We start from the raw sequence: 21,137 nt of genomic DNA, 5'->3' as shown, positions 1-21,137 counted from the left end.
CCCGGCAGGAATACGCGCCTGCCGGGGACTAAAACTTTTCGGTGGTGATGGAACCAAGAAAGCTCTTCAACTCTCCGGCCATGTCCACAGAGTCGTTGTCCAGCAGCCACTGCACCTGCAGCCCGTCCATGAGTGCCACGAGTTGCCGCGCGGCCGCCCCGGGTGTGATTCCTTGCCGCAACTTGCCCCGTCGATCCAAATCTGAGAAGGCCTGTCCACCTACTTCCCGCACCCAGTTGTAGCGTCGCTGAAAGTACTCGTGGGCGGGGTGTGTAGGGTCTGTTGATTCGGCCGACAACACACAATGCAGGGCAACAAGTCCCGGCACCGTCGTGTTGTTGTGAACCAGCCGAACGATGCCATTCAGCGTTTCCATGCCGTTGTCGGTCACGATCCCGGCCCCAGCCCAGGAGTCCTCATCGCGAAGGGTGAGGACGGCCTCCAGAAGTGCCTCTTTGCTGGGGAAGTGGTGAAGGAGGCCCGTCTTGGTGAGACCGATCTTGTCAGCAATGTCCTGAATCGATCCGGCTCGATAGCCGGCCGTGGAAAAGACCTCGAAGGCAGCCTTCAGGATTTCCTGACGGCGTGCTTCCGTCTTGGCGTATGTTCCGCGCGGCCGTCCGCGCCGCGGTTCACGTGCGACATCACTGGTCGCTGTTTCAGTCATCTTGAAACTCTAACAACGTTGGAGCGGGCGTGCCGGAGTGCAAGCAAATGGCTGTGCAGGGCGTCACATCCAACAAAATTTTGAAAGCTGCAGCGAAAACATACCAGATGGTCTGTTTTCGTGTTACGGTCTCTTTCAATGGCCTCCATGGTGGACGCCACTGACCGTGAAAGGGACCAATGATGTTCCGACCTACGCGCATGGCCGCACTCGTTGCCGCCGTTGCCCTAAGCCTCACCGGCTGCGGTGCCGGCGGGGAAAGCTCTGCAGAGCACTCCTCGCAAACGCTGACTCTGGGCACCCTTATGGCGCCGAAATCCTTCGCTGCTGCCGACTCTGACTTCGCGAACGTTTCGCCCTTCTACCAGGCCGTGTACGACACCCTGCTCCGCATGGAACCTAACGGAACGCTGGTACCCATGCTGGCAACCGAGTGGAAGTACAACGACGATAAAACCGTCCTGACCCTGAAGCTCCGCGACGACGTAAAATTCACCGACGGCACCCCCTTCAACGCAGAAGCGGCAAAACAGAACCTGGAGCGGTTCAAGACCGGAACGTCGGCAGACGCCCAGTTCCTGGCAGCACTCAAGACCGCAACTGCTGTGGATAGCACGACCTTGGAACTGACCCTCGCTGCCCCAGACCCGGCATTCCTCGGCTACCTGTCCAAAGATGCCTCGTTCATGCAGAGCCCGGCATCGTTTGGCAACGCGGACATCGCCACCAAACCTGTTGGATCCGGCCCCTACATCCTGGATACTGCAGCCACCGTTACGGGGACCTCATACTCGTACAAGAGCAACCCTGACTACTGGAACAAAGGCCTGGTCCACTACGACAACATGGTGCTGAACGTCTACCCGGAACAGACGTCACTCCTCAATGCCGTCAAGGCCGGAACACTTAACGGCTCCCTCATCGATATCTCGATGATCCAGGAGGCTGAAGCAGCGGGCTACAAGAACAATTCCTTCGAGGGCAACTGGACCGGACTGATCTTGTTCGACCGTGCCGGCAAGACCAACGCAGCCCTCAAGGACGTCCGGGTCCGACAGGCGTTGAACTACGCCTTCGACACAATGGCGCTGCTGGATGCTGTCAACCAGGGCCGCGGCACAACCACGACCCAGGTCTTCCCGCCATCCTCGGACGCTTACGACGCTTCTCTGGACTCCCGCTATGCCTATGACCCTGCAAAGGCCAAAAAGCTTCTGGCCGACGCCGGCTACGCAAACGGTTTCACGCTGCAAATGCCGTCCACACCACTGGTAAACAGCTCAATCTTCACCTTGATCACCCAGCAGCTTAAGGAGGTGGGCGTCACAGTGCAGACGGTCGACGCCGGCAACAACTTCATTGCCGATCTCCTGGCAGCAAAGTACGCCGCGAGTTACATGATTCTCGAGCAACAGTCAGACTGGCAGCTCATCAACATGAAGATTGCCCCGAACTCGGGATGGAATCCCTACAAGTATGAGGACCCGACCGTAGATGGCCTGATCAACAAGATCCACCTGGGTTCGGCGGACGAGCAGAAATCCGCTGCCAAGGAACTGAACAAGTACATCGTGGAGCAGGCTTGGTTTGCCCCGTGGTACCGCCCGCAGAACAGTTTCGTAACTGACGCAAAGACCAAGGTCGAGCTTCAGACGGGCAACGTGTACCCCTACATCTGGTCCTTTACGCCCGCTGCGTAGCGGAGGGTTGCCGGACCGGAGACGTTGCCTGGTCCGGCATCCTCAGTAACCATTTCAAAGGATTTTCGTATGTACCGATTCGTGCTTCGGCGCCTTGTTTCCGGCGTCCTCCTGCTGTTCGTCATCACCACTGTGGCTTACCTGCTGCTGTACGCAGGCAGCGGAGACATCGCCCGGCGTATCGTGGGTCCCACCGCCACGGAGGCCCAGGTTGCCCTGAAGGCAAGCCAGCTGGGTCTCGATCGTCCCCTAGTTGTCCAGTACTGGGACTGGATTACGCGAGCCGTCACGGGCGACCTCGGCCGTTCCTGGTTCAATGGCCAGCTCGTCAGCACCGGTGTCAGCAGCAGGGTTTGGGTCACGCTTTCCCTCGTCCTCGGAGCCACCATCGTCGCTGCCTTTATCTCGGTGGTCGTGGCTGTTTGGGCAGCGGTGCGCCGGGGCTGGATTGACCGGGTGGTCCAGTTCGTGGGCGTCCTCGGCTTCGCTATCCCGGGGTTCCTGGTCGCGCTGGGGCTGGTCTCCCTTTTCGCGCTCAACCTCAAGTGGTTCAAGGCCACAGGGTATGTACCCATTACGACGTCGTTCGGCGGCTGGGTGGCCACCGTTACCTTGCCAATCATTGCGCTCTCGATCGGATGCATTGCTGCCCTGGTGCAGCAGATCCGCGGTTCACTCATCGATGCGCTCCGCCAGGACTACGTTCGCACGCTGCGCGCCCGCGGATTGTCCTTCAACCGCGTTGTCTATAAGCACGTGCTGCGGAACGCGGGCGGACCGGCCTTGGCTGTTCTTGCCGTGCAGTTCATTGGACTGCTGGGCGGCGCAGTGATTGTTGAGCAGATTTTTGCCCTGCCCGGCCTCGGGCAGATCACCGTCGCCGCCACCGGCCAGGGTGACATCCCGGTGGTGATGGGAGTCGTCCTTGCAACCGCTGCCATCGTGGTCACCGTTAATCTCGTCATCGACCTCGCCCAGGGCTGGCTCAACCCGAAAGTTCGGCTGTCATGATCGACGCTCCTCTCGCACTGCCCACCACGGCAGCCAAGGTTTCCCTCTTCCGCAAGCTCCTAACCCACCCGACAGGTGCGGCATCCGTGCTAGTCCTGTTCCTGGTGGCACTGGCCTCAGTTCTGGCCCCAGTGCTGGCAACGCACGATCCCAACGAGGCCATCCTCAAGGATGTGCTGGCCAAGGGCGGATCCGAGCATCTGCTGGGGGCTGACAGTGCCGGACGCGACGTCTTCAGCCGCCTGCTCTTCGCCGGCCAGTTCAGCCTCACCGGCGCCCTGGTGGCCCTCGCCGTAGCGCTGGTCATCGGCGTCACAGCCGGGCTCATCGCCGGGTACTACGACGGCTGGTTCGATGCGGTCTCCTCGTGGCTCACGGGACTGTTGATGGCGCTGCCGGGCATGGTGGTCCTGCTGGCTGCCCGTGCCGTGCTGGGCCCCTCCATGTGGCTGTCCATGATGATCTTCGGTGTGCTGCTTTCGCCAGCGTTCTTCCGGCTTGTCTATGCATCCGTTACCGCGGTCCGGAACGAACTCTACGTGGACGCGGCACGGGTCTCCGGCCTAAGCGACTTAAGGATCATTGGCCGCCACATCCTCACCGTCGTCCGTGCACCGGTCATCATCCAGTCAGCCATGGTTCTCGGCATTGCCATCGCCATCCAGGCCGGACTGGAATTCCTGGGGCTGGGCGACCGGAGTATCCCCACCTGGGGCAGCATGCTCAACGACGGCTTCATCAACATCTTCAAAGCACCCACGCTGGTGCTCTGGCCGGCCCTGGTCATCGGTTTTGTCTGCATCGCCCTGACACTGCTGGCTAACGCCATGCGCGATGAGCTGGAGCGCAGCCGCGGGCCGGTGAAGAAGAGCCGCAGGGCAACGGCAGCCGCGGCAGCAGCCGACGCCGAAGGTGCCGCCGCGAAACGCGGTGCGGCCGCCGTCGTCCATCCCGAAGAGCCGGGCGCAGACACGGGCGAATTGCTGCTGGAAGTCACGGACCTTGGGATCGGCTACGACCAGCCCGACGGTTCCACCACGCACGTGGTGAACCATGTAGGCCTGACCGTCCGCCGCGGCGAAGTCCACGGCCTCGTAGGTGAGTCGGGTTCCGGCAAGACACAGACGGCGTTCTCCATCCTCCGGCTGCTGCCCCAGGATGGGCGAATCACAGGTGGTTCCATTTTCTTCGAGGGCAAGGACCTGGCGCACCTCTCCGAGAAGGAGATGACAAAGGTCCGCGGGAAGCGCATTGCATACATTCCGCAGGAACCCATGTCCAACCTGGACGGCGCGTTCACCATCGGCAGCCAGTTGATGGAACCCATGCGTGTGTGCCTGGGAATCTCCAAGGCCGAAGCGCGCCAGCGGGCCCTGTCACTGCTGGCCAAGGTTGGCATTGTCCACCCGGAACGGACGTTCAATGCCTACCCGCACCAGATCTCCGGCGGCATGGCCCAGCGCGTCCTGATCGCCGGTGCCGTGTCCTGTGAACCGGACCTGCTGATCGCCGACGAACCCACCACCGCCCTGGATGTCACCGTGCAGGCCGAAGTTCTGAACTTGCTCCGCGAACTCCAGGACGAGCTGAACATGGGCGTCATCCTGGTGACCCACAACTTCGGCGTGGTGGCCGACCTCTGCGACCGCGTTTCCGTAATGCATAGCGGACGCGTCGTGGAAACCGGGCCCGTCCGGGCCATCTTCAGCGACGCCCAGCACCCCTACACCCGCCAGCTGCTCGATGCGATCCTCGAAGACACCGCCCCCCGCGGGCAGTACATCCCGGCTGCCGGCACAGCGCAGTTCGCCAAGCCCCAGGTATTGAAAGGAGTGACATCATGACCGACACCCTGCTCGACATCAAGGACGTCGTCGTCGAATACCCGCCCAAGGGCTTCCGCGCAAAACCATTCAAGGCGCTCAAGGGCGTCTCACTGGACATCCGGCCCGGCGAGACCGTGGGGCTGGTCGGCGAATCCGGTTCCGGGAAGACCACCCTGGGCCGCGCCGTCCTGGGCCTGGCGCCCGTCACCGGAGGCAGCATCACGTACCGCGGCCAGGAGATCTCCAAAGCCGCCCGTGCCCAGCGCAAGGAACTCAGCCATGAGATCCAGGTGGTCTTCCAGGACCCGTACACGTCGCTGAACCCGTCGATGACCATCGAGCAGATCCTTACCGAACCGCTCACCGTCCGCAAGGTGGAAAGGCAGGCCGCCAACAGGCGTGTCGCCGACCTGCTTGACCAGGTCCGGCTGCCGCAGGGCGCCGCGCACCGGCTGCCCCGAGAGTTCTCCGGCGGCCAACGCCAACGCGTGGCCATCGCCCGGGCCCTGGCCCTGGACCCCAAGCTTATCGTCTGCGACGAACCCGTTTCTGCGCTGGACCTCTCCACCCAGGCCCGGGTGATGGAACTCTTCATTGAGATCCAGGAGCGCACCGGTGTCGCCTACCTTTTTGTCTCCCACGACCTCGCCGTCGTCCGCCATCTCAGCCACCGGGTGGCAGTGATGTACCACGGCGAGATTGTGGAGTGGGGCGACGGCGCACAAGTCACGGGCGCGCCCGAGCACCCCTACACACAACGCCTGTTTATGGCGGCCCCCATTCCGGACCCTGACAGGCAGGCCAAACATAGGGCCGACAGACTACGCCTCCTGGAGCTCCAGCGGGAGCAGGACCTCCAGGCCGGCGTAGCCTGACAAACAGCATGAACGTCGCCGCAATCCTCGCAAGAACAGCCAAGAAAACCCCATGGAACCCCTCACTGCCGCAGAAAACACCGACAACAGCACCGACGCACGACTGATGTCCCTGATGGCCGAACTGACACTTGCCGAAAAGGTCCAGCTGCTGACGGGCCCTGATTTCTGGACTACCTGGCCGCTTGAAAAGATTGGGCTGCGGCGCATGCTCTTCTCGGACGGTCCGACGGGCGTCCGCGGTGAAGTTTGGGACGAGCGTGAGCCGTCCATGAACTTCCCGTCTGCTGCAGCAATCAGCTCCTCCTGGGATCCGGCCATCGCCGCCGCAGCCACAGCCGACACGGTTCTTCCAGTGACTATCACACTGACAAACACCGGCGCCCGCACCGGCAAGAGCGTCGTGCAGGTATACGCAGAAAAGCCGGGGTTCGCCGTCGACCGTCCAGTCCGCTGGCTTGTCGCCTCCGTTCCTGTTTGGGCCGAAGCGGCGAAACTGTGACAGCCAATGTGAAGGTTCCCACGCGTCTCCTTGCATATTGGGACAACGGCTGGGCCTTCGAACCGGGCGACTACACCCTCTGCATCGGCACCTCCGTCAACGAACTCCCGCTGCACGCCACGCTGAAACTGGCCCAAGACTAGGGCTCCTCCCGGAAAGAAAGACAAAGACATGGCCGATACAACCGGCGCGCAAATTTCAACTACATCGATGGCTGGCCAGTTAATCCAAGGGTTGGAACTGAACGGGCCCTTCCCTGATCCCAGAACTGACACAGACCACCAGTCCCTGGTGGCCATCTACCCGGAGCTGGCCGCGGTATCGGCAGTCGACATTGATGTGCCGACTGCCGAGGGTGGGGTTCCCGGACGTCTGTACCGCGCTTCGGACGAAGCCGTTGCCGGCCTCGTTTGGGTTCACGGGGGCGCCTTCGTCGCCGGAGACCTGGACATGCCCGAAGCCCACTGGGTCAGCCTATACCTCGCCTCCCACGGAATTTCGGTGCTGTCGCTGGACTATCGCAAGGCGCTTCACGGCGTGAAGTATCCGGCCCCCTCGAACGACGTACTCGCCGGCTGGTCCTGGGCAATTGAGAATCTCGAGTCTCTAGGGCTGCGAACTGTGAAAGACCTTCACCTTGGCGGAGCCAGTGCCGGTGCCGCGCTGACGGCCGCACTCACGGGCCGCCTCAGGGACGAATCCGGGCAGATGCCGGCTTCCCTGCTGCTCGCATACCCTCTCGTCCATGCAGAGCTTCCACCGCTGAACGAGGATCTACGCAGGAAGATGGCAGGCGTTCCCGCTGACCTCGCCTTCGGGCAGGACTTCATCCGGGACATCAACCTGAATTTCGCCGGCAGTGAGGACAACTTCAAGGACCCGCATGCGTTCGCCGGGGAGGGCGACGTCACGGGTTTCCCTCCCGTCTACATCATCAATTCCGAATCCGACACGCTGCGCGCCTCAGGGGAACGCTTCGCCGACCAACTGGAAGCTGCAGGAGTGCCAGTCCGCATGGAGACGGAACCGGACAGCATGCACGGACACCTGGACGATCCACACGCAGGACCCGCCAAACACTCCATTGAGCAAATGCTCGCCTGGCTCCACGATGGCGCCAGGATGAGAGCACCGACGGACAACCAGCCGTCGTCCAGCCACTAGTCTCCAAGGAAAGGTGCGCACCACATGTCAGCCGTCACGGCTCCAGCCAAAAGCCAGTCCACAGGCACCGTAGCTTCCGGGTTCGAGGGCGTGCGGGCCGAGTTCGATGCTTATCTCGCCGACGACCCCAACTACAGCGCCCAACTGGCCGTGTACTGGAGAGACCGCCTCGTAGTTGATCTGGTCGGAGGCGACGGCCTGGAATACGACACTCTGACGGGAACGTTCTCGGCGACAAAAGGCGTCGCTGCAATAGTGCTGGCGACCTTGGTCCGCTCAGGGGAACTGGACCTTGATACAACCGTGGTTCACTATTGGCCGGAATTTGGCGCCAACGGGAAGGATCACGTCCTTGTCCGCGAGCTCTTGTCGCACCAGGCCGGGCTTATCAATGTAGACGGGGGACTGGAAACCGCGGACATACTGGACTCCCGCCGCGCGGCCCCCAAGCTTGCGGCGCAGCGGCCGTATTGGCGCCCAGGGTCAAGCTTCGGCTACCACGGTCTGACCGTCGGATCCTTCATGGAGGAACTGGTGCGACGGATTACGGGCAGGAGCCTGCAGGAACTCTACGAGAGCACCGTCCGCGCACCCCGGGACATTGACTTTTGGCTCGCCCTGCCACAGTCACAAGAAGATCGGTTCGAAGCGGTACGTCCCGCCCAACCGACCGCCGAACAGCTTGAAATGATGTCCGCGAGCCAAATGTCGCCGGATGGTCTGGGCGCCCTGATGTTCAACGGTGTCAACAGCCTTGTTCCGCCAAACCTGAGTCCTTACTCACCCAATCGCCGCGAAGTGCGCGCGGCTGGCCCCGCCGCGGTTGGCGGAATCGGATCGGCAAGGGGACTGGCTCAAGTTTACGCAGCCGCCATTGGCCTGACGGGGGATGCCCTCTTGGATCCGGATACCGTTGCGGTAATGGGGCAGCAGCAGGTGTGGGGCGTCGACAGGGTCCTGAATTTCCCGACGGCGTTCGGCGTCGTCTTCATGAAGCCCCACCCAGGATGTGATTTTGGCAGCTACCAGGCGTTTGGCCATGATGGTGCCGGTGGAGCGCTCGGGTACGCCGACCCCCTGTACCGCATCAGCTTTGGTTACATCCCGCTCCAGATGCAACTGCCGGGCGGCGCGGATGCGAGGGCGATCCACCTCTCGCAGACCATTAGGGCTGCTGTCCGCCAAAGCTAGAGGCAACGGAAGCCATGGCCGTCCATGGCCTTGGCTCCGCGGAATGTCAGGCGTTCCCGCTGCCTGCGGTGAGCGTGGCGGTGGCGTAGGCGTGGCTTGTCTGCAGGATTCCAGTGACGACATCAAGCTCTGCGTCGTTCCGTGGTCCGTAGATCATGACCATTCCCCGGGCAAGTCGGATCCCGGCCAAGGGATGAGCCACGCCCCACCCTTTGCCTATAGCCTCGCGGGCAAGCGTCGGAGGCAAGGCCACATGGAGTGATCCGTCGTACTCGGGATGGAGGTGCGCAAACTCTCCAGCCTGTGGAACGAGGTATGCATCAAGGGGCGCCCGCAGGTCTCGTTCGACCATGAACCCCGACGCACCGGGTACGGAAATGGCTGACTGACGCACAGTTACCCCGGGCAAGGCGAGGACCCGGTTCAGGAGCCGCTCCCGGACTTGGCGCGGGCTATTGTCAGAGCGCTGCTCCTGCGGTATTGACCAGGAAACGTCGGGGCGGTCACCGGACCGGACCGGGAGCGCGCCGTGGGGAAGGTTGCTCCAGGTGTCGTCGTCCGCCAGCGGGCCGCGGGAGGCAAGGAAATGCAGCCGTTCCGCAATCCAGCCGCCGAGCTCCGCAAGAGTGGCATTGGTGAGGCCGTGGCCGCCGGAGTCACGACGGGCGTAGCCGGGTGCGCCCGAGTCTCCAAGTAAATAGGTCCACGTGCGGTCCAGAAGTTCACGGGGGATGACAGTGTCCGATTCGCCGTGGGCTACGAAGACCGGCACCCCGGCCAGACGGGCAGGTGACGTTGGGACGCCGGCGTCGAACGGTAATGTTCCGTAGAGGATCGCAGCGCCGGCGAACCTCTGAGGATCGGCCAGCAGCAGCCCGCCCGCGAACGCGGCGCCGCCGCTGAAGCCGACAAGTATTACCGGGCGCCCCGCGGGTGCCAAGTGGTCGAGCCACTTCCGAAACCACGCCATGGTCTGGTTGAGGGACTCGGCTACCGGGCGGCCGATTCCACGGTTGGCGAACCAGGCGTATCCGCCTCCGGCGGGAATCGGTGCACGGACAGCTGCGTACGAGGGGCCCGTTGGCAGGTCTCCGGCCAGGCCGATGATGCCGGTCTCGTCGGCGCCGCGTCCGTGCAGCAGCACCACCAGGGGACGGTCGGGGGTGTCAGGGCTGTGCCAGACAACCGTGGGTTCGTCGAAGGCGTTATTCATTGGTTGTCCTCATCAGAATTAATGACGGTGATTCGGTCGGCGGTGGGCATACCGGACCATCTGGGCAGTTCGTCGTCCAGCTCCAACGGCTCAACGGGCGCAGCGTTCGCGTACCCTCCCCAATGCTGCCGGGGAAGCCTCCACGTAAGTTCGAACTCGATGCCGTCCGGATCTGCCCCGTAGACCCTTTGCGTGGCCCCATGGCTCGACTGGCCTGTGTAAGCGCCGGCTTCTTCCAAGGTCGTGCGGGCTTAAGACAGTTCCTCGATGGTGCCCAGCTGCCAGGCAGGGTGATAGAGCCCGGCACCGCCAGGCACCTCGGGCGGCGCGCTGGCCGGACGGGTGCGACTGGCATCGGAGGTGATTCTTTCTCGGTACGGAAGCCGCGGCCATGGTCCGGGAGCCGGCCCATTGAGGCCGGCCGGCTCCCGCGGAAAACGAACGTGCGGAGTCGGGTTGACTGCCGGGTTAGGCCTTGACGGCGAAGCCACCGGTCCAAGCGATCTTTTCGCCGGCCGCGAGGGCGATCTGCAGGAAGCCCGTTGCCTCCAGCTCACGTGCCCGGCGCAGCGAGCCGGCGTCGATGGCCCGCAGGCCGGCGGCCGTGATGACCTCGGCGAGCCGGGTTTTCGCGTCGGCGTCGTCCCCGGCGATCAGGACGGTGGTGGGCTGCCCGGCGATTTCGCCCGAGGCCAGGGTGGCCGCGAAGGTGGTGTTGAATGCCTTCACTACGCTGGAGTTAGGGAGTGCGGCCTGGATCTCGGCGGTGGCCGAGGAATCAGCCGGAACGGTCAGGGAGTCGAAGGTTTCGAAGTTCAGCGGATTGGTGATGTCAACGATGATTTTGCCGGCGAGCTGGTCGGCGCGCTGGGCCAGGATCTCCCGCACGGCCGGGTAGGGAACGGCCAGAACGACAATCTCTCCGGTAACGGTCTTGTCTGTGTCCCCGCTGCCGAGGACCTGGACGGCGTTGCCGCCCTTCTCAGCGATGCCGGCTATGGCCGAGCCCATGTTGCCTTGTCCGAGGATGCTTACTGCAGTCATAACGGTCTCCTTTATGCATTGGGGCATTCGTTGATGCTTCAACTTAATAGTAGCCTCCTGAAGTTAGTTGTTGCAACAACCAAAATGGGGAAGAATGAAAGCATGGAGACGCGATGGCTTACAAGGGATGAATTGGCTGCCTGGGTGCGGCTCTATACGGTGGTTGAACTCCTGCCGAACGCGCTTGACTCCCAGCTCCGCCGCGACGCGGACCTGACCAACTTTGAGTACTACGTGCTCGCCATGCTCTCAGAAGCCCCTCGCCGGACGCTGAGGATGACCGATTTGGCCGCCCAGACGAGTTCCACGCTGGCGCGCCTGTCGCACGTCGTAAAGCGTCTCGAAGCGCGCGGTCTGGTGGAGCGCTTTCCTTGCCCCGAGGATCGACGTGCAACCAACGCCCGTCTCACTGACGGGGGGCAGTGCAAAATTGTGGAGACCGCACCCGGGCATGTGGATAACGTCCGGCGGAACGTCATCGACGCCCTCACCCCGGAACAGCTCGGTCAGTTGCGGGGGATTGCCGATGCCCTGCTGGAGAAGCTCGACCCTGACGCGGCGATGGCCCCCCTGTACCGCCGCCATGACGGGCCAGGGTGAGTTTCGCTGCGGGAGAGCGCGGCGTAAAGAAGGCGACGCTGGAGAAAATGGTTGACGCAACAAGTAATCTGCAATATGCTTTTACTTGAAGGATCAACTAATACTTCCTGAAAACCGATCCTACCGACTTCAGAAGCCCAGACAAAAGGACCGCATCATGACTTCTCCGATCAATCCCGCTGCTACCCAGTCCACCATCGCCCGCACAGTGCTGCGCCTCGTTGTGGGCGTTGTCTTCTTCGCCCACGGCTGGCAGAAAATCTTTGAATACACCATCCCGGGCGCTCAGGCAGCCTTCGCGCAGATGGGAGTACCGGCGGCCCAGCTGGTTGCTCCCGCGATCGGCTTCCTGGAGCTCCTTGGGGGCGCCGCCATCATCCTGGGCGTACTCGTTCGCCCAGTGGCCGCCCTCTTGGCCTTGGACATGCTTGGCGCCCTCTTCCTGGTACACGCTCCCGCCGGAATCTTCGCTGATAAAGGCGGTTACGAACTCGTGCTCGTCCTGGCAGCCGGCGCGGCAGTCCTCGCCATCGTCGGGGCTGGCCGCTTCTCCATCGACGCCCTGGTCTTCGGCCGCAGTGCGAACCGCACCCTCGCAGCCCTGGCCTAAGCGGCGGCAGCCAAACTCAAGAAGATGAAATGGCGCCCGGAACCCGTACAAGCGGGTGCCGGGCGCCATTCGTTTGCTACCAAGTCGAGCGGGTGCTTTGGAGCGTCCCCTCTTTCAACAATGCGGAGCAGCGAAATTGAGGCTTGGAGGGATCTGGCTAGATTGCCTGCGCGGCTTTGATGGCCAGCATCACGCGATCCGTGACGTCATCAATGCCGCCGATGCCGTCGACTCGGGTGAGGATGCCGCGCCCGGCGTAGTTCGCCACCACGGCTTCGGTCTGCTCGTGGTACAGGTCCAGTCGGTGGCGGATGACGGTTTCGTTGTCGTCGCTCCGGCCCGTTTCCTTGGCCCGGCCCAGGAGGCGGTGGACGAGTTCCTCATCATCGGCGGTCAGCTGTAGCACCACGTCGAGCTTCTCGTTTCCGTCGGAGAGGATGCCGTCCAGGTAGTCCACCTGCGCGGTGGTGCGCGGGTAGCCGTCCAGCAGGAACCCATTTTCGACGTCGGACCCGCCCAAGCGGTCACGGACCATCTTGTTGGTCACGCTGTCCGGGACAAAGTCACCGTTCTCCATGTACTTCCTGGCCTCGACGCCGAGCGGGGTTTCACTCTTCACATTGACCCGGAAGATGTCGCCGGTGGAGATGGCCACAACGCCGAGGCGTTCTGAGATCCGCTCCGCCTGCGTTCCTTTTCCGGAACCGGGAGGTCCAATAATCAGCATTCTCGTCATCGCAAAGGCCCCTCGCCTAGATCCACTTTGGTGCGGTGGGCGTGCTGTCCGCAGTGCCCGGCCCGGTGGCGGCGATTCCCTGGGAACCGCGCCCGGCGGCCCATTGAACGACGGCGGGCAGGGAACCGGTGATGGTCGTAGGGTTGGTGGCGCCGGTGTCGCCGAACGCCAGATCTGTGCCGTCCACTGTGACCAGGAGCCCGCTGTCGGTCCCGCGGGTGTGCCAGGCGCCGGTGATGTCCTTGAGCAGCCGCTCAAGCACAGGTGCCGGGATGTCCTTGAAGGCTGCCCCGTTGTCCAGGTCCACTGCGTGGAGCCAGACTTCACGGGTGCGCATCCACACGGTTTCCTCGGCCGGGACGATCCGGCCCTGGGCTGTTTTGACTTTGTGGTGCCAGGCGTCGGCGGGCAGGTCCCGCCATTCGACGTTCAGGTGCACGGCTGAGTGGTCGAACAGGTGCCGCAGCGCGATCGGCGGGAGGGTGGCTCCGAAATTGATTTCGTGCTCGCGCACCGACGTGGAGGCGTACATGGGTGTCTCCACGCCGGTGGCGGCCCACTCGATGAGACGCGCGATGGCCCGCGCGTTGTAGCCCACGTGGGCCACAACGTGGCGGCGGGTCCAGCCCGGCAGCAGCGAGTCCCCGTCCAGGTCAGCGTCGGTGAGCTCGTTGAGCTTGCGGGCGAAGAACGCGGTGCCCCGCCGTGCCTGCAGCAAACCCTCGAGTAGGACCGGGTCCGTGGTCTGGTCGTGGCGGGCGACCATCAGGCTTCCTTGACCACGCGGTTGCTCAGCTGGCCCAGGCCCTCGATGGTGGTGACCAGGATCTGGCCTTCCTGCAGGTAGCGCTTGGGGTCCTGGGCGTGGCCCACACCTCCCGGGGTGCCGGTCGCGATCACATCACCGGGGTTCAGCGTGATGATCGTGGAGATGTAGGAGACCAGGAATTCCGGGGTGAACACGAGGTCCCCGGTCGGGGTGGACTGCTGGACCTCGCCGTCCACGGCCGAGGTCATCAGGGGACCGGGGGTGAATTCGTCCTGCGTGACCAGGGCCGGGCCGAACGGGGTGGACTTCTCCCAGGTCTTGCCCTGGAGCCACTGGATGGTGCGGAACTGGTAGTCGCGCATGGACACATCGTTGAGCACGGAGTACCCGGCGATGTGGTCCTTGGCATCGGCTTCGCTGATCCGGCGGCCCTTCTTGCCGATCACGACGGCGAGTTCGGCTTCCCAGTCCACCGCGTCAGATTCCTGCGGCAGGGCCAGGTCATCGTTGGGCCCGATCAGGGATTCGGCGTACTTGGCGAACAGGGTGGGGTGCGCCGGGACTTCGCGGCCCATCTCCTTGATGTGGTTGCGGTAGTTGTGGCCCACGCAGATGATCTTGCCGGGGGAAGGCACGACGGCGGCGAGATCGGCGCCGTCCAAAGGATGGGTTGCGCCGTTCGCGGCCGCAGCGGTGGTTTCCCAAGCGGGGTCCTGCAGCAGGGCCCCGACGTCGGCGAAGCCCGGGATTTCGGTGAGGGTGTCGCCGTCCTGGCGAACCGCCGTCGTTCCTTCAGCGGTGCGGAGGGTGAGGAGTTTCATTACTTGGTGCGTCCTTCGATGTAGGTGCGGTTGAAGTTCAGGCGCTCGAAAATGGGGGCGTCGCTGAACCGGAACAGATCAAACTCAGTCTCGGCCTGCAGGGACCAGGCGGCCCAAGACGGCACCACGAAAAGGTCTCCCTTGGCCAGCTGCCTGCTTTCGCCGTTCAGGGTCACGGAGCCGGTGCCTTCGAAGACCTGCCAGACACTGGAGCCGACCTCGCGGACCGTCTCGGTGGTGGCGCCGGCGCGGAGGCGGTGGAATTCGGCCCGGATGGTGGGCATCACGTCCCCGCCGGTGGTGGGGTTGGTGTACCGGACCGCGGCGTGGCCCTGGGAGACGGTGGCCGGGTGGCCCTCGTCCTCCAGCAGCAGCTGCTCGGCCAGGGCGGCGTCGGTGTACTTCCACCGGTAGGCTGCGATGGGGGAGTTGGTGGTGTCATCCAGGCCCGAGAGCGGGCGGAGTCCGGGGTGGGCCCAGAGCCGCTCGGACCGGGAGATGTCCGGGGTGGCCTCGTCGGTGACCCGTTCGGTGCCGAACTCGAAGAACCCGGCGTCGGCGTAGTGCACGAACGGGATGTCCAGGCCGTCGATCCAGGCCATCGGCTCATCAGTGTCATTGTGGTGGCCGTGGAAGTTCCAGCCCGGGGTCAGCAGGAAATCGCCGCGGGACATCCGGACCGGGTCCCCGTTCACCACGGTCCAGACACCTTCGCCCTCAACGACGAAGCGGAAGGCGTTCTGCGAGTGGCGGTGTTCCGGGGCCGTTTCGCGGCCGCCCAGGTACTGGATGGCGGCCCAGAGGGTGGGCGTGGCGTAGGGCGTGCCGGGCAGGCCCGGGTTCGCCAAGGCGATGGCGCGGCGTTCCCCGCCGCGGCCCACCGGCACCAGATCACCGGCACGGGCCGCCAGCGGGTACAGGTCACTCCACCGCCACACGTGCGGCACGGCCTTCGGCGACGGGACCATCGGCATCAAATCACCGATCTCAGTCCACAACGGAATCAGGTTCTCCCGGTCAAAATCCCGATACAGCTCCTTCAGCTGGGCAGCTTCTTCAGGCGTCGGCTCCGGCAGGGCGTGGCTGGCAGCAACTGACTCATGGGTGATGTTCTCAGTCATGGCAATCCTCTACTTTGAGTGGGCGCCGGCGGCAGCCAGGCGTTCAGCGATGTCGGCGCGGAGGTCCTTCTTATTGATCTTTCCGACCTTGGTCGTGGGCAGCTCGTCAACCACGACAAGGTGTTCAGGGATCTTGAAGGCAGCCACACCGGTCCGGCGCAGCATCTCCTGGATCTGTTCCAGGGTTACTTCGCATCCTGGTCTGACCGTGATGTACAGGCAGAGCCGTTCGCCGAGCATCTGGTCCGGCATGGCGACCGCGGCCGCCATGGTTACGTCGTCGATCCGGTAGACCAGGCTTTCGATTTCCTCGGCCGAGATCTTTTCTCCACCGCGGTTGATCATGTCCTTGTCGCGTCCCTGGACGATCAGGTTTCCGTCAGGACGCCGCTCCACAATGTCACCGCTGGCGTACCAGCCATCCGGCGTGAAGGCCCGGGCGTTGGCTTCCGGCGCGAGGTAATATCCCCGAGGAGTATAGGGTCCGCGGGTCAGGATGGAGCCGGGGACGCCGTCCGGCAGGTCCTCGCCGGCCTCATTGACAATGCGCACCTCGTCGGCTTCGGACACGGGGCGACCCTGTGTAGTACAGATGACGTCTTCGGGGTCGTCCAGCCGGGTGGTGTTGATGAGCCCCTCGGCCATGCCGAAGACCTGCTGCAGGGTGGCACCCAGGACCGGCTTCACTTTCCGCGCAATCTCGTCGGGCAGACGTGAGCCGCCGACCTGGAGCACCTCGAGGCTGGCCAGCTGCTTGGTGCCGGCTTCCTGCTGGTACTCGATCCATCTCTGGGCGACGGCAGGGACAGCAGTGGAGAGTGTCACGCCCTCACGCTCGATAGCGGCGAACGCCTTGCGTGGTTCCGGGCTGGGCAGCATGATCACACGGCCGCCAGCGAACAGAATTCCGAGGATGCCCGGGCAGGCCAACGGGAAGTTGTGGCTCGCCGGCAGGGTGCCCAAGTAAACGGTGTCCTCGGAAACTCCCGTGGGAACTGAGGTTGCTTTGATGTTATAGGCGTAGTCGTTGTGGGTTCTGGTGATCAGTTTGGGCAGGCCGGTAGTGCCCCCAGAGAGCAGAAACAGGGCCGGTGAGTCCGGCGAAGGCGCGTTGGCGTCCAGCCTTGCCCGGGCGCCTGCAACATCCTTCACTGGGGCCAGGATTTCCTCGAGACGTACGTTCAGCGGTTTTGCTGCGCCGGAAACGAGGATGATCTCCAAAGACGGAATGCTTGACGCAAGCTCTTCGGCCATTGCCTGGTGGTCAAAGTCCTTGATGACGTCCGGAACTGCGATGGCGCGCGATTCGGAGAGTTCCGTGAGGAAGGAGAGCTCGTACTGGCGGTGTGCAGGCAGAGCCATTACCGGGATAATGCCGGCCCGGAAGCATGCCAAGGTCAGCACCGTGAACTGCCAGCCATTGGGCAGCTGGACCATGATACGGTCATCCGCTTTGAGGCCCAGCTGCAGGAGGCGTTCCGCGGCAGCATCCATTCTGTTGGCCAGCTCGGCGTAGCTGAGCCGGACGTCCCCGTCCACAATCGCGATTTTTTCCGGCAACCGGTCGGCAGTTTCCAGCACGTATGCCCCCAGCGGACGGTCTTCCCAGTAGCCCTTGCTGCGGAATTCGGCTGCCAGGTCCTCCGGCCACGGGATGGTGCCTTCACGGGTGTGGCTTGTCATTTAATGTCCTCCTCGACATTGATAACTACTGCATCCAGGGCTAGAAGCCCGTCATGGGTGAGGCGCAGGGGGTTGATTTCGATCTCGGCGATTTCGTCATTGGAAACAAGTGCATCGCCGAGCCTGGCCAGCAGGCCTGCGAGCTCCGCTGTCTCCAGCATCGGCCCGGAACGGAAACCGTACAAGAGTTCCCGCGCCTGAAGATCTCCGGGCATGCCCTCGGCCACCCGCACCGAAAGGGGAGCGGACCGGATGGAAATATCGGCGAAGACCTCTGCGGCGGTGCCGCCCAGGCCCAGGACGACGATCGGTCCGAAGACAGGATCACGACGCACGCCGACCACCAGGTCGACGCCGGACGGAGCCATGGCTTCGATGAGGAACTCGCGGGCACCGGCGGCTTCCAGGCCGTCCAGGGCCCGGTCCATGGCCTCGGGGGAGTCCACCCCCAGGTGCACACCGCCGATCTCAGTCTTATGCATGACCGCGGCATCAAGCAGCTTGGCCGCCACCGGACCTCCCAGCTCGGTGAAAGCGTCATGAGCTGCGGCGCGGCTGCTGCAGCTGCGCCGCGCAGGCGTGGCAATACCGAGTGCGCCGAGGAGTTCCTTGGCACGGTTTTCGTCCCAGGGCCCTTCCAGCCCCGGCCAGGTGAATGCTCCAGCCGGTGCCTCGGCGCGCTGAAATTGTCCGCGCGAATCGTTGACGAGGGCTGTAATGCCGTGGGCCAGCGAAGTCGGTCCGCTTATCAGGGGCAGATCGTGCTGGGCGGCCGACTTCCGGGCACGTTCCAGATCACCGTCAGGGCCGTCCACGCCGATCAGGAACGGCATCGTGTTGGCCACTCCGGAGTTAGCGACAGCGAGAGGAAGATCGGCCACGGGTTCGGTCAGTCCATACACCGCCACGAGATCGATGGCAGGGTCGGCTGCCACCGCGGCAACGACCTTCTCGTAACCGGGTCCCGGCCGGCCGGTGTCCACGGGGTTGGCCTGGAAGGTCAGCGGCGGCAGCAACGTGCCGATGGTGTCCTGGCTCGTCTGCGCCAGGCGCGGCAGGCTTACCCCGACACTGTGGAGTGCATCGGCGATCAATAAACCGGGGCCTGCCTGCCCGGTGATGAGTCCGACGCCGGGGTCTGCCGCCGGCTTAAGCCGGCGCCCCGCCAGGGCGGTAACGGCGGCCACCAGCTGGTTCTCGTCGTCGACGATCACGGCGCCGGCCTGCTTCAGGGCCGCCCGCGTGGTTCGCCAGGATGTGGCCAGGGCACCGGTATGGGACTGGGCAAACTCAGACACGTCATTTCGCCCGACCACCAAAGCCACCACCGGTTTCACCGAGCTGAGGCGCGAAACGGCGTCGATGAGTGCTGGTCCGTCAGCGACGGTTTCCAGGTGCAGCGCCACCGCCTTGGTTTGGTCATCATGGATCAAGTAGTCGAGGACATCGGGCGCGCTGATGTCCGTGCCCGCGCCGATTCCGACGGCCAGGCTGACGCCCGCTCCGGCTCGCTGCAGATGGAAAGCAAGCACGTGATTTACTCCACCGCTCGCCGCCACAACGGCCACCGAACCAGGTTCAAGTTCTGCGACGCCGGGGACGAAGCTGGCGCGCAGATTGCGGCGGGGGACGAAGAAGCCTGATGTGTTCGGGCCGAGCAGCCGTATGCCGGTTTCCTTGACCGCTGCCTCCACCTGCCGGGCGAATTCGACGCCGGGCCCGCCCGCTTCGGCGAAACCGCCGGCGCAAACCAGTGCCGCTTTGGCGCCGTTTGCTGCGCTGTCCCGAAGTGCCTGGGCAGTGGCGGCGGCAGGGACGCAGAGGACGGCCAGATCCGGACCGCCAGGAATTGCTGACGCGGCTTCGGCGATGCTGGTGTGCATGCCGTTTTCACCACGGCTGTTGACGAGCTCAACGGGAGCAGGGTAGTTGGACAGCGACTGTGCCATAACAGCGCCGAGCTTTTCCGGGCTGGATGAGGCACCAACGACGATGATGCCGCGGGGTGCGAACAGCGGAGTCAGGCTATGCATCGGTTGCCTCCGTGCCTTGTGCTGCAACGGCATCTGCCCGGCCGGAGAGCACCAGCGTCAAACCCGAAGCCGGGCCCTGGTCATCGACGATGACACTCGCCAGACCGCGACCAAGCCGGGCTTCCTCCGAAAGGAGGACGCGTGTGAACGGGTTGCCGCCCTGGATGACAACGACGGCAGCCTCAGCAGGCAAGTGCTCAAAGGTGGCTGCCAGGCCGGCTTCCGTATCCGGCGCGTAGAGCAGCAGTCCGGTATTGACGTCTGCGTCGGTAGGGTCGGTGGTCAGGGGAACGCTGCCGCCGGGGCCGGTCAGAGCCAACCGGCCGTCTTGTTCCGCCACGGCGAGCTGGCGACCGGTGAACTCGACGGATCCTGCGGTGAGCGGTGTCTCCAGTGGCGTGTTGCCGTGCCGGGCCAGCCAGTCCTGCTCCGCAGAGGCAACAAGCCCGGGATCGCGCTGGCGGATCTTGTCGATGTCGATGCTGCGGGAGAAGAAGTGGAAGGTGAACTGCGTGGGCTCGAAGGAGTTGTAGTAACGGGCGAAGTGCTCCCACCAGCTCAGTCCACCGCGTGCCTGGTTCTGGATCTTGGCGACCTGTGGCTGGCGTTCGGCCTCATAGTTCGTAAAAGCGAGTTCGAGGTCGTCCTGGTGGGCAGCGACTTCACGGACCAGTGAGATGGCGTCCTCCATCGCCATCTTCGTGCCGGAGCCGACGGAGAAGTGGGCGGTGTGGACGGCGTCGCCAAGCAGGACGACGTTGCCCTTGTGCCAGGACCGGGTCCGACGGGTGCGGAAATTCGCCCATCGGGAGTTGTTGGCTACGAGAGGCTCACCGGCGATGTCTTCGGCGAACAGTTTTTCCAGGAAGCGCTGGGTCTTCAGGTCTGAGGGTCCCGGGGGCTGGCTGGCATCGAATTCGTCGAGGCCGGACTTCCGCCAGGTTTCCTCGTCCGTTTCGACAATGAAGGTGCTGAGGTCGTCGCTGATCGGGTAGCCGTGAACGGCGAAGTTGCCGAATTCGCTTTGCCGGTGGACAAAGGTGAGTCCGCTGAACTTGTACGTGGTCCCGAACCAGATGAATTTCGCTGTCGCGGTCTCAGCGGTGTGGCCAAGGCTCTCGCCCAGCTGTTCGCGGGTGGAGGAGTTTGCGCCGTCTGCGCCGACGATCAGGTCGAAGTCGTCAAGCTGGGACAGGTCGGGCACATACTGGCCAAAGCGCATGTCGACGCCGACTTCGGCCGCCCGGTCCTGCATGAGCTTCAGGAGGGTCTTGCGGTAGATGGCGGCCATTCCGTTGCCGGCGAAGGACTTTTGTTCGCCTTTGAGCCAGACCTCAATTTCCTCCCAGTGTGTGCCGAAGTCACGGAGGCCGTTGCGGACAACGGGATCGGCGTCGTTGATCCGATTGAGCGTTGCGTCTGAGAAAACTACGCCAAAACCGAACGCGTCAGTCGCCTGGTTCCGCTCAAAGAGCACGACTTCAGCGTCGGGAACGGCTTGCTTGAACAGAGTTGAGAAGAACAGTCCGCCGGGACCGCCGCCAATGCAGGCTACGCGAAGTGCCATCGAT

The 21,137-nt window shown here is 63.7% G+C and carries 20 protein-coding genes; 10 read left to right on the top strand and 10 right to left on the bottom strand.

What is annotated here, in order from left to right:
- Positions 1-28: 28 nt before the first annotated feature.
- Positions 29-667, bottom strand: coding sequence for a TetR/AcrR family transcriptional regulator (locus ACFVWT_RS17155; RefSeq protein ID WP_390249929.1), 639 nt, complete (start codon positions 665-667; stop codon positions 29-31).
- Positions 668-849: 182 nt separating this feature from the next.
- On the opposite strand from ACFVWT_RS17155, the gene ACFVWT_RS17150 reads away from it, so the two are divergent.
- From ACFVWT_RS17150 to ACFVWT_RS17115, 8 genes are all read left to right on the top strand, one after another.
- Positions 850-2,367, top strand: a complete 1,518-nt coding sequence (locus ACFVWT_RS17150; RefSeq protein ID WP_390249926.1) for an ABC transporter substrate-binding protein — start codon at positions 850-852, stop codon at positions 2,365-2,367.
- A 69-nt stretch (positions 2,368-2,436) separates the two neighbouring features.
- The gene (locus ACFVWT_RS17145) at positions 2,437-3,378 is read left to right on the top strand and encodes an ABC transporter permease (RefSeq protein WP_390249924.1); all 942 of its coding nucleotides are present in this window, start codon (positions 2,437-2,439) and stop codon (positions 3,376-3,378) included.
- Positions 3,375-5,222, top strand: a complete 1,848-nt coding sequence (locus tag ACFVWT_RS17140; RefSeq protein ID WP_390249922.1) for a dipeptide/oligopeptide/nickel ABC transporter permease/ATP-binding protein — start codon at positions 3,375-3,377, stop codon at positions 5,220-5,222. The genes ACFVWT_RS17145 and ACFVWT_RS17140 overlap by 4 nt, the downstream gene beginning before the upstream one ends.
- Positions 5,219-6,079 (top strand): ATP-binding cassette domain-containing protein, encoded by an 861-nt coding sequence (locus tag ACFVWT_RS17135; protein WP_390249920.1) that lies wholly within the window; start codon positions 5,219-5,221, stop codon positions 6,077-6,079. Before ACFVWT_RS17140 ends, ACFVWT_RS17135 begins: the two co-directional genes overlap by 4 nt.
- Positions 6,080-6,131: 52 nt before the next feature.
- Positions 6,132-6,581, top strand: coding sequence for a hypothetical protein (locus ACFVWT_RS17130; RefSeq protein ID WP_390249917.1), 450 nt, complete (start codon positions 6,132-6,134; stop codon positions 6,579-6,581).
- The gene (locus tag ACFVWT_RS17125; protein WP_390249915.1) at positions 6,578-6,724 is read left to right on the top strand and encodes a hypothetical protein; all 147 of its coding nucleotides are present in this window, start codon (positions 6,578-6,580) and stop codon (positions 6,722-6,724) included. Before ACFVWT_RS17130 ends, ACFVWT_RS17125 begins: the two co-directional genes overlap by 4 nt.
- 67 nt (positions 6,725-6,791) lie before the next feature.
- Complete coding sequence (locus tag ACFVWT_RS17120) at positions 6,792-7,745, top strand: alpha/beta hydrolase (protein WP_390249913.1); 954 nt, start codon at positions 6,792-6,794, stop codon at positions 7,743-7,745.
- A 24-nt stretch (positions 7,746-7,769) separates the two neighbouring features.
- Positions 7,770-8,936 (top strand): serine hydrolase domain-containing protein, encoded by a 1,167-nt coding sequence (locus tag ACFVWT_RS17115; protein ID WP_390249911.1) that lies wholly within the window; start codon positions 7,770-7,772, stop codon positions 8,934-8,936.
- 46 nt (positions 8,937-8,982) lie between these two features.
- Here the strand turns inward: ACFVWT_RS17115 and ACFVWT_RS17110 are convergent, their stop codons facing one another.
- Together ACFVWT_RS17110 and ACFVWT_RS17105 are read right to left on the bottom strand one after the other, a co-directional pair.
- Positions 8,983-10,149: a luciferase family protein gene (locus ACFVWT_RS17110; protein ID WP_390249908.1), complete on the bottom strand. Its 1,167-nt coding sequence runs from the start codon at positions 10,147-10,149 to the stop codon at positions 8,983-8,985.
- A 468-nt stretch (positions 10,150-10,617) separates the two neighbouring features.
- Entirely contained in the window at positions 10,618-11,193 is a 576-nt protein-coding gene (locus tag ACFVWT_RS17105) for an NADPH-dependent F420 reductase (protein ID WP_390249906.1), read from the bottom strand.
- A gap of 102 nt (positions 11,194-11,295) precedes the next feature.
- Between ACFVWT_RS17105 and ACFVWT_RS17100 the strand changes: the two genes are divergently transcribed.
- Together ACFVWT_RS17100 and ACFVWT_RS17095 are read left to right on the top strand one after the other, a co-directional pair.
- Positions 11,296-11,793, top strand: coding sequence for a MarR family winged helix-turn-helix transcriptional regulator (locus tag ACFVWT_RS17100; RefSeq protein ID WP_390249904.1), 498 nt, complete (start codon positions 11,296-11,298; stop codon positions 11,791-11,793).
- A gap of 157 nt (positions 11,794-11,950) precedes the next feature.
- Positions 11,951-12,403: a DoxX family protein gene (locus ACFVWT_RS17095; protein WP_390249902.1), complete on the top strand. Its 453-nt coding sequence runs from the start codon at positions 11,951-11,953 to the stop codon at positions 12,401-12,403.
- A 157-nt stretch (positions 12,404-12,560) separates the two neighbouring features.
- On the opposite strand, the gene ACFVWT_RS17090 is transcribed toward ACFVWT_RS17095, so the two are convergent.
- Genes ACFVWT_RS17090 through ACFVWT_RS17060 form a run of 7 tightly spaced genes read right to left on the bottom strand, consistent with a single transcriptional unit; the run spans position 12,561 to position 21,133 of the window.
- Complete coding sequence (locus ACFVWT_RS17090) at positions 12,561-13,130, bottom strand: adenylate kinase (RefSeq protein WP_390250281.1); 570 nt, start codon at positions 13,128-13,130, stop codon at positions 12,561-12,563.
- A gap of 25 nt (positions 13,131-13,155) precedes the next feature.
- A complete protein-coding gene (locus ACFVWT_RS17085; protein ID WP_390249900.1) occupies positions 13,156-13,905 on the bottom strand; it encodes a maleylpyruvate isomerase family mycothiol-dependent enzyme in 750 nt (249 codons plus the stop codon).
- Positions 13,905-14,729 carry a fumarylacetoacetate hydrolase family protein gene (locus tag ACFVWT_RS17080; protein ID WP_390249898.1) on the bottom strand — a complete coding sequence of 275 codons (825 nt, stop codon included), beginning with the start codon at positions 14,727-14,729 and terminating at the stop codon, positions 13,905-13,907. The genes ACFVWT_RS17085 and ACFVWT_RS17080 overlap by 1 nt, the downstream gene beginning before the upstream one ends.
- Positions 14,729-15,850, bottom strand: a complete 1,122-nt coding sequence (locus tag ACFVWT_RS17075; RefSeq protein ID WP_390249896.1) for a cupin domain-containing protein — start codon at positions 15,848-15,850, stop codon at positions 14,729-14,731. Before ACFVWT_RS17075 ends, ACFVWT_RS17080 begins: the two co-directional genes overlap by 1 nt.
- A 9-nt stretch (positions 15,851-15,859) precedes the next feature.
- The gene (locus ACFVWT_RS17070; protein WP_390249894.1) at positions 15,860-17,533 is read right to left on the bottom strand and encodes a (2,3-dihydroxybenzoyl)adenylate synthase; all 1,674 of its coding nucleotides are present in this window, start codon (positions 17,531-17,533) and stop codon (positions 15,860-15,862) included.
- Positions 17,530-19,566, bottom strand: a complete 2,037-nt coding sequence (locus ACFVWT_RS17065) for an acetate--CoA ligase family protein (RefSeq protein WP_390249891.1) — start codon at positions 19,564-19,566, stop codon at positions 17,530-17,532. Before ACFVWT_RS17065 ends, ACFVWT_RS17070 begins: the two co-directional genes overlap by 4 nt.
- Positions 19,559-21,133 carry an FAD-dependent monooxygenase gene (locus ACFVWT_RS17060; RefSeq protein WP_390249889.1) on the bottom strand — a complete coding sequence of 525 codons (1,575 nt, stop codon included), beginning with the start codon at positions 21,131-21,133 and terminating at the stop codon, positions 19,559-19,561. Before ACFVWT_RS17060 ends, ACFVWT_RS17065 begins: the two co-directional genes overlap by 8 nt.
- Positions 21,134-21,137 lie beyond the last annotated feature (4 nt).

The sequence above is a fragment of the Arthrobacter sp. NPDC058288 genome (assembly GCF_042880995.1).
In the GTDB taxonomy this organism is placed as follows: Bacteria; Actinomycetota; Actinomycetes; order Actinomycetales; family Micrococcaceae; genus Arthrobacter.
Note: the sequence above shows the minus strand (reverse complement) of the source record. Positions and strands in the feature narration are given on the sequence as shown.

Bases quoted from the DNA above. Each gene is read 5' to 3' on its own strand.
- ACFVWT_RS17120 (WP_390249913.1), top strand. From the start codon at position 6,792: ATGGCTGGCCAGTTAATCCAAGGGTTGGAACTGAACGGGCCCTTCCCT.
- ACFVWT_RS17150 (WP_390249926.1), top strand. From the start codon at position 850: ATGTTCCGACCTACGCGCATGGCCGCACTCGTTGCCGCCGTTGCCCTA.
- ACFVWT_RS17110 (WP_390249908.1), bottom strand. From the start codon at position 10,149: ATGAATAACGCCTTCGACGAACCCACGGTTGTCTGGCACAGCCCTGAC.
- ACFVWT_RS17145 (WP_390249924.1), top strand. From the start codon at position 2,437: ATGTACCGATTCGTGCTTCGGCGCCTTGTTTCCGGCGTCCTCCTGCTG.
- ACFVWT_RS17075 (WP_390249896.1), bottom strand. From the start codon at position 15,850: ATGACTGAGAACATCACCCATGAGTCAGTTGCTGCCAGCCACGCCCTG.
- ACFVWT_RS17155 (WP_390249929.1), bottom strand. From the start codon at position 667: ATGACTGAAACAGCGACCAGTGATGTCGCACGTGAACCGCGGCGCGGA.
- ACFVWT_RS17100 (WP_390249904.1), top strand. From the start codon at position 11,296: ATGGAGACGCGATGGCTTACAAGGGATGAATTGGCTGCCTGGGTGCGG.
- ACFVWT_RS17090 (WP_390250281.1), bottom strand. From the start codon at position 13,130: ATGCTGATTATTGGACCTCCCGGTTCCGGAAAAGGAACGCAGGCGGAG.
- ACFVWT_RS17070 (WP_390249894.1), bottom strand. From the start codon at position 17,533: ATGACAAGCCACACCCGTGAAGGCACCATCCCGTGGCCGGAGGACCTG.
- ACFVWT_RS17140 (WP_390249922.1), top strand. From the start codon at position 3,375: ATGATCGACGCTCCTCTCGCACTGCCCACCACGGCAGCCAAGGTTTCC.
- ACFVWT_RS17130 (WP_390249917.1), top strand. From the start codon at position 6,132: ATGGAACCCCTCACTGCCGCAGAAAACACCGACAACAGCACCGACGCA.
- ACFVWT_RS17135 (WP_390249920.1), top strand. From the start codon at position 5,219: ATGACCGACACCCTGCTCGACATCAAGGACGTCGTCGTCGAATACCCG.
- ACFVWT_RS17105 (WP_390249906.1), bottom strand. From the start codon at position 11,193: ATGACTGCAGTAAGCATCCTCGGACAAGGCAACATGGGCTCGGCCATA.
- ACFVWT_RS17080 (WP_390249898.1), bottom strand. From the start codon at position 14,729: ATGAAACTCCTCACCCTCCGCACCGCTGAAGGAACGACGGCGGTTCGC.
- ACFVWT_RS17065 (WP_390249891.1), bottom strand. From the start codon at position 19,566: ATGCATAGCCTGACTCCGCTGTTCGCACCCCGCGGCATCATCGTCGTT.
- ACFVWT_RS17085 (WP_390249900.1), bottom strand. From the start codon at position 13,905: ATGGTCGCCCGCCACGACCAGACCACGGACCCGGTCCTACTCGAGGGT.
- ACFVWT_RS17115 (WP_390249911.1), top strand. From the start codon at position 7,770: ATGTCAGCCGTCACGGCTCCAGCCAAAAGCCAGTCCACAGGCACCGTA.
- ACFVWT_RS17095 (WP_390249902.1), top strand. From the start codon at position 11,951: ATGACTTCTCCGATCAATCCCGCTGCTACCCAGTCCACCATCGCCCGC.
- ACFVWT_RS17060 (WP_390249889.1), bottom strand. From the start codon at position 21,133: ATGGCACTTCGCGTAGCCTGCATTGGCGGCGGTCCCGGCGGACTGTTC.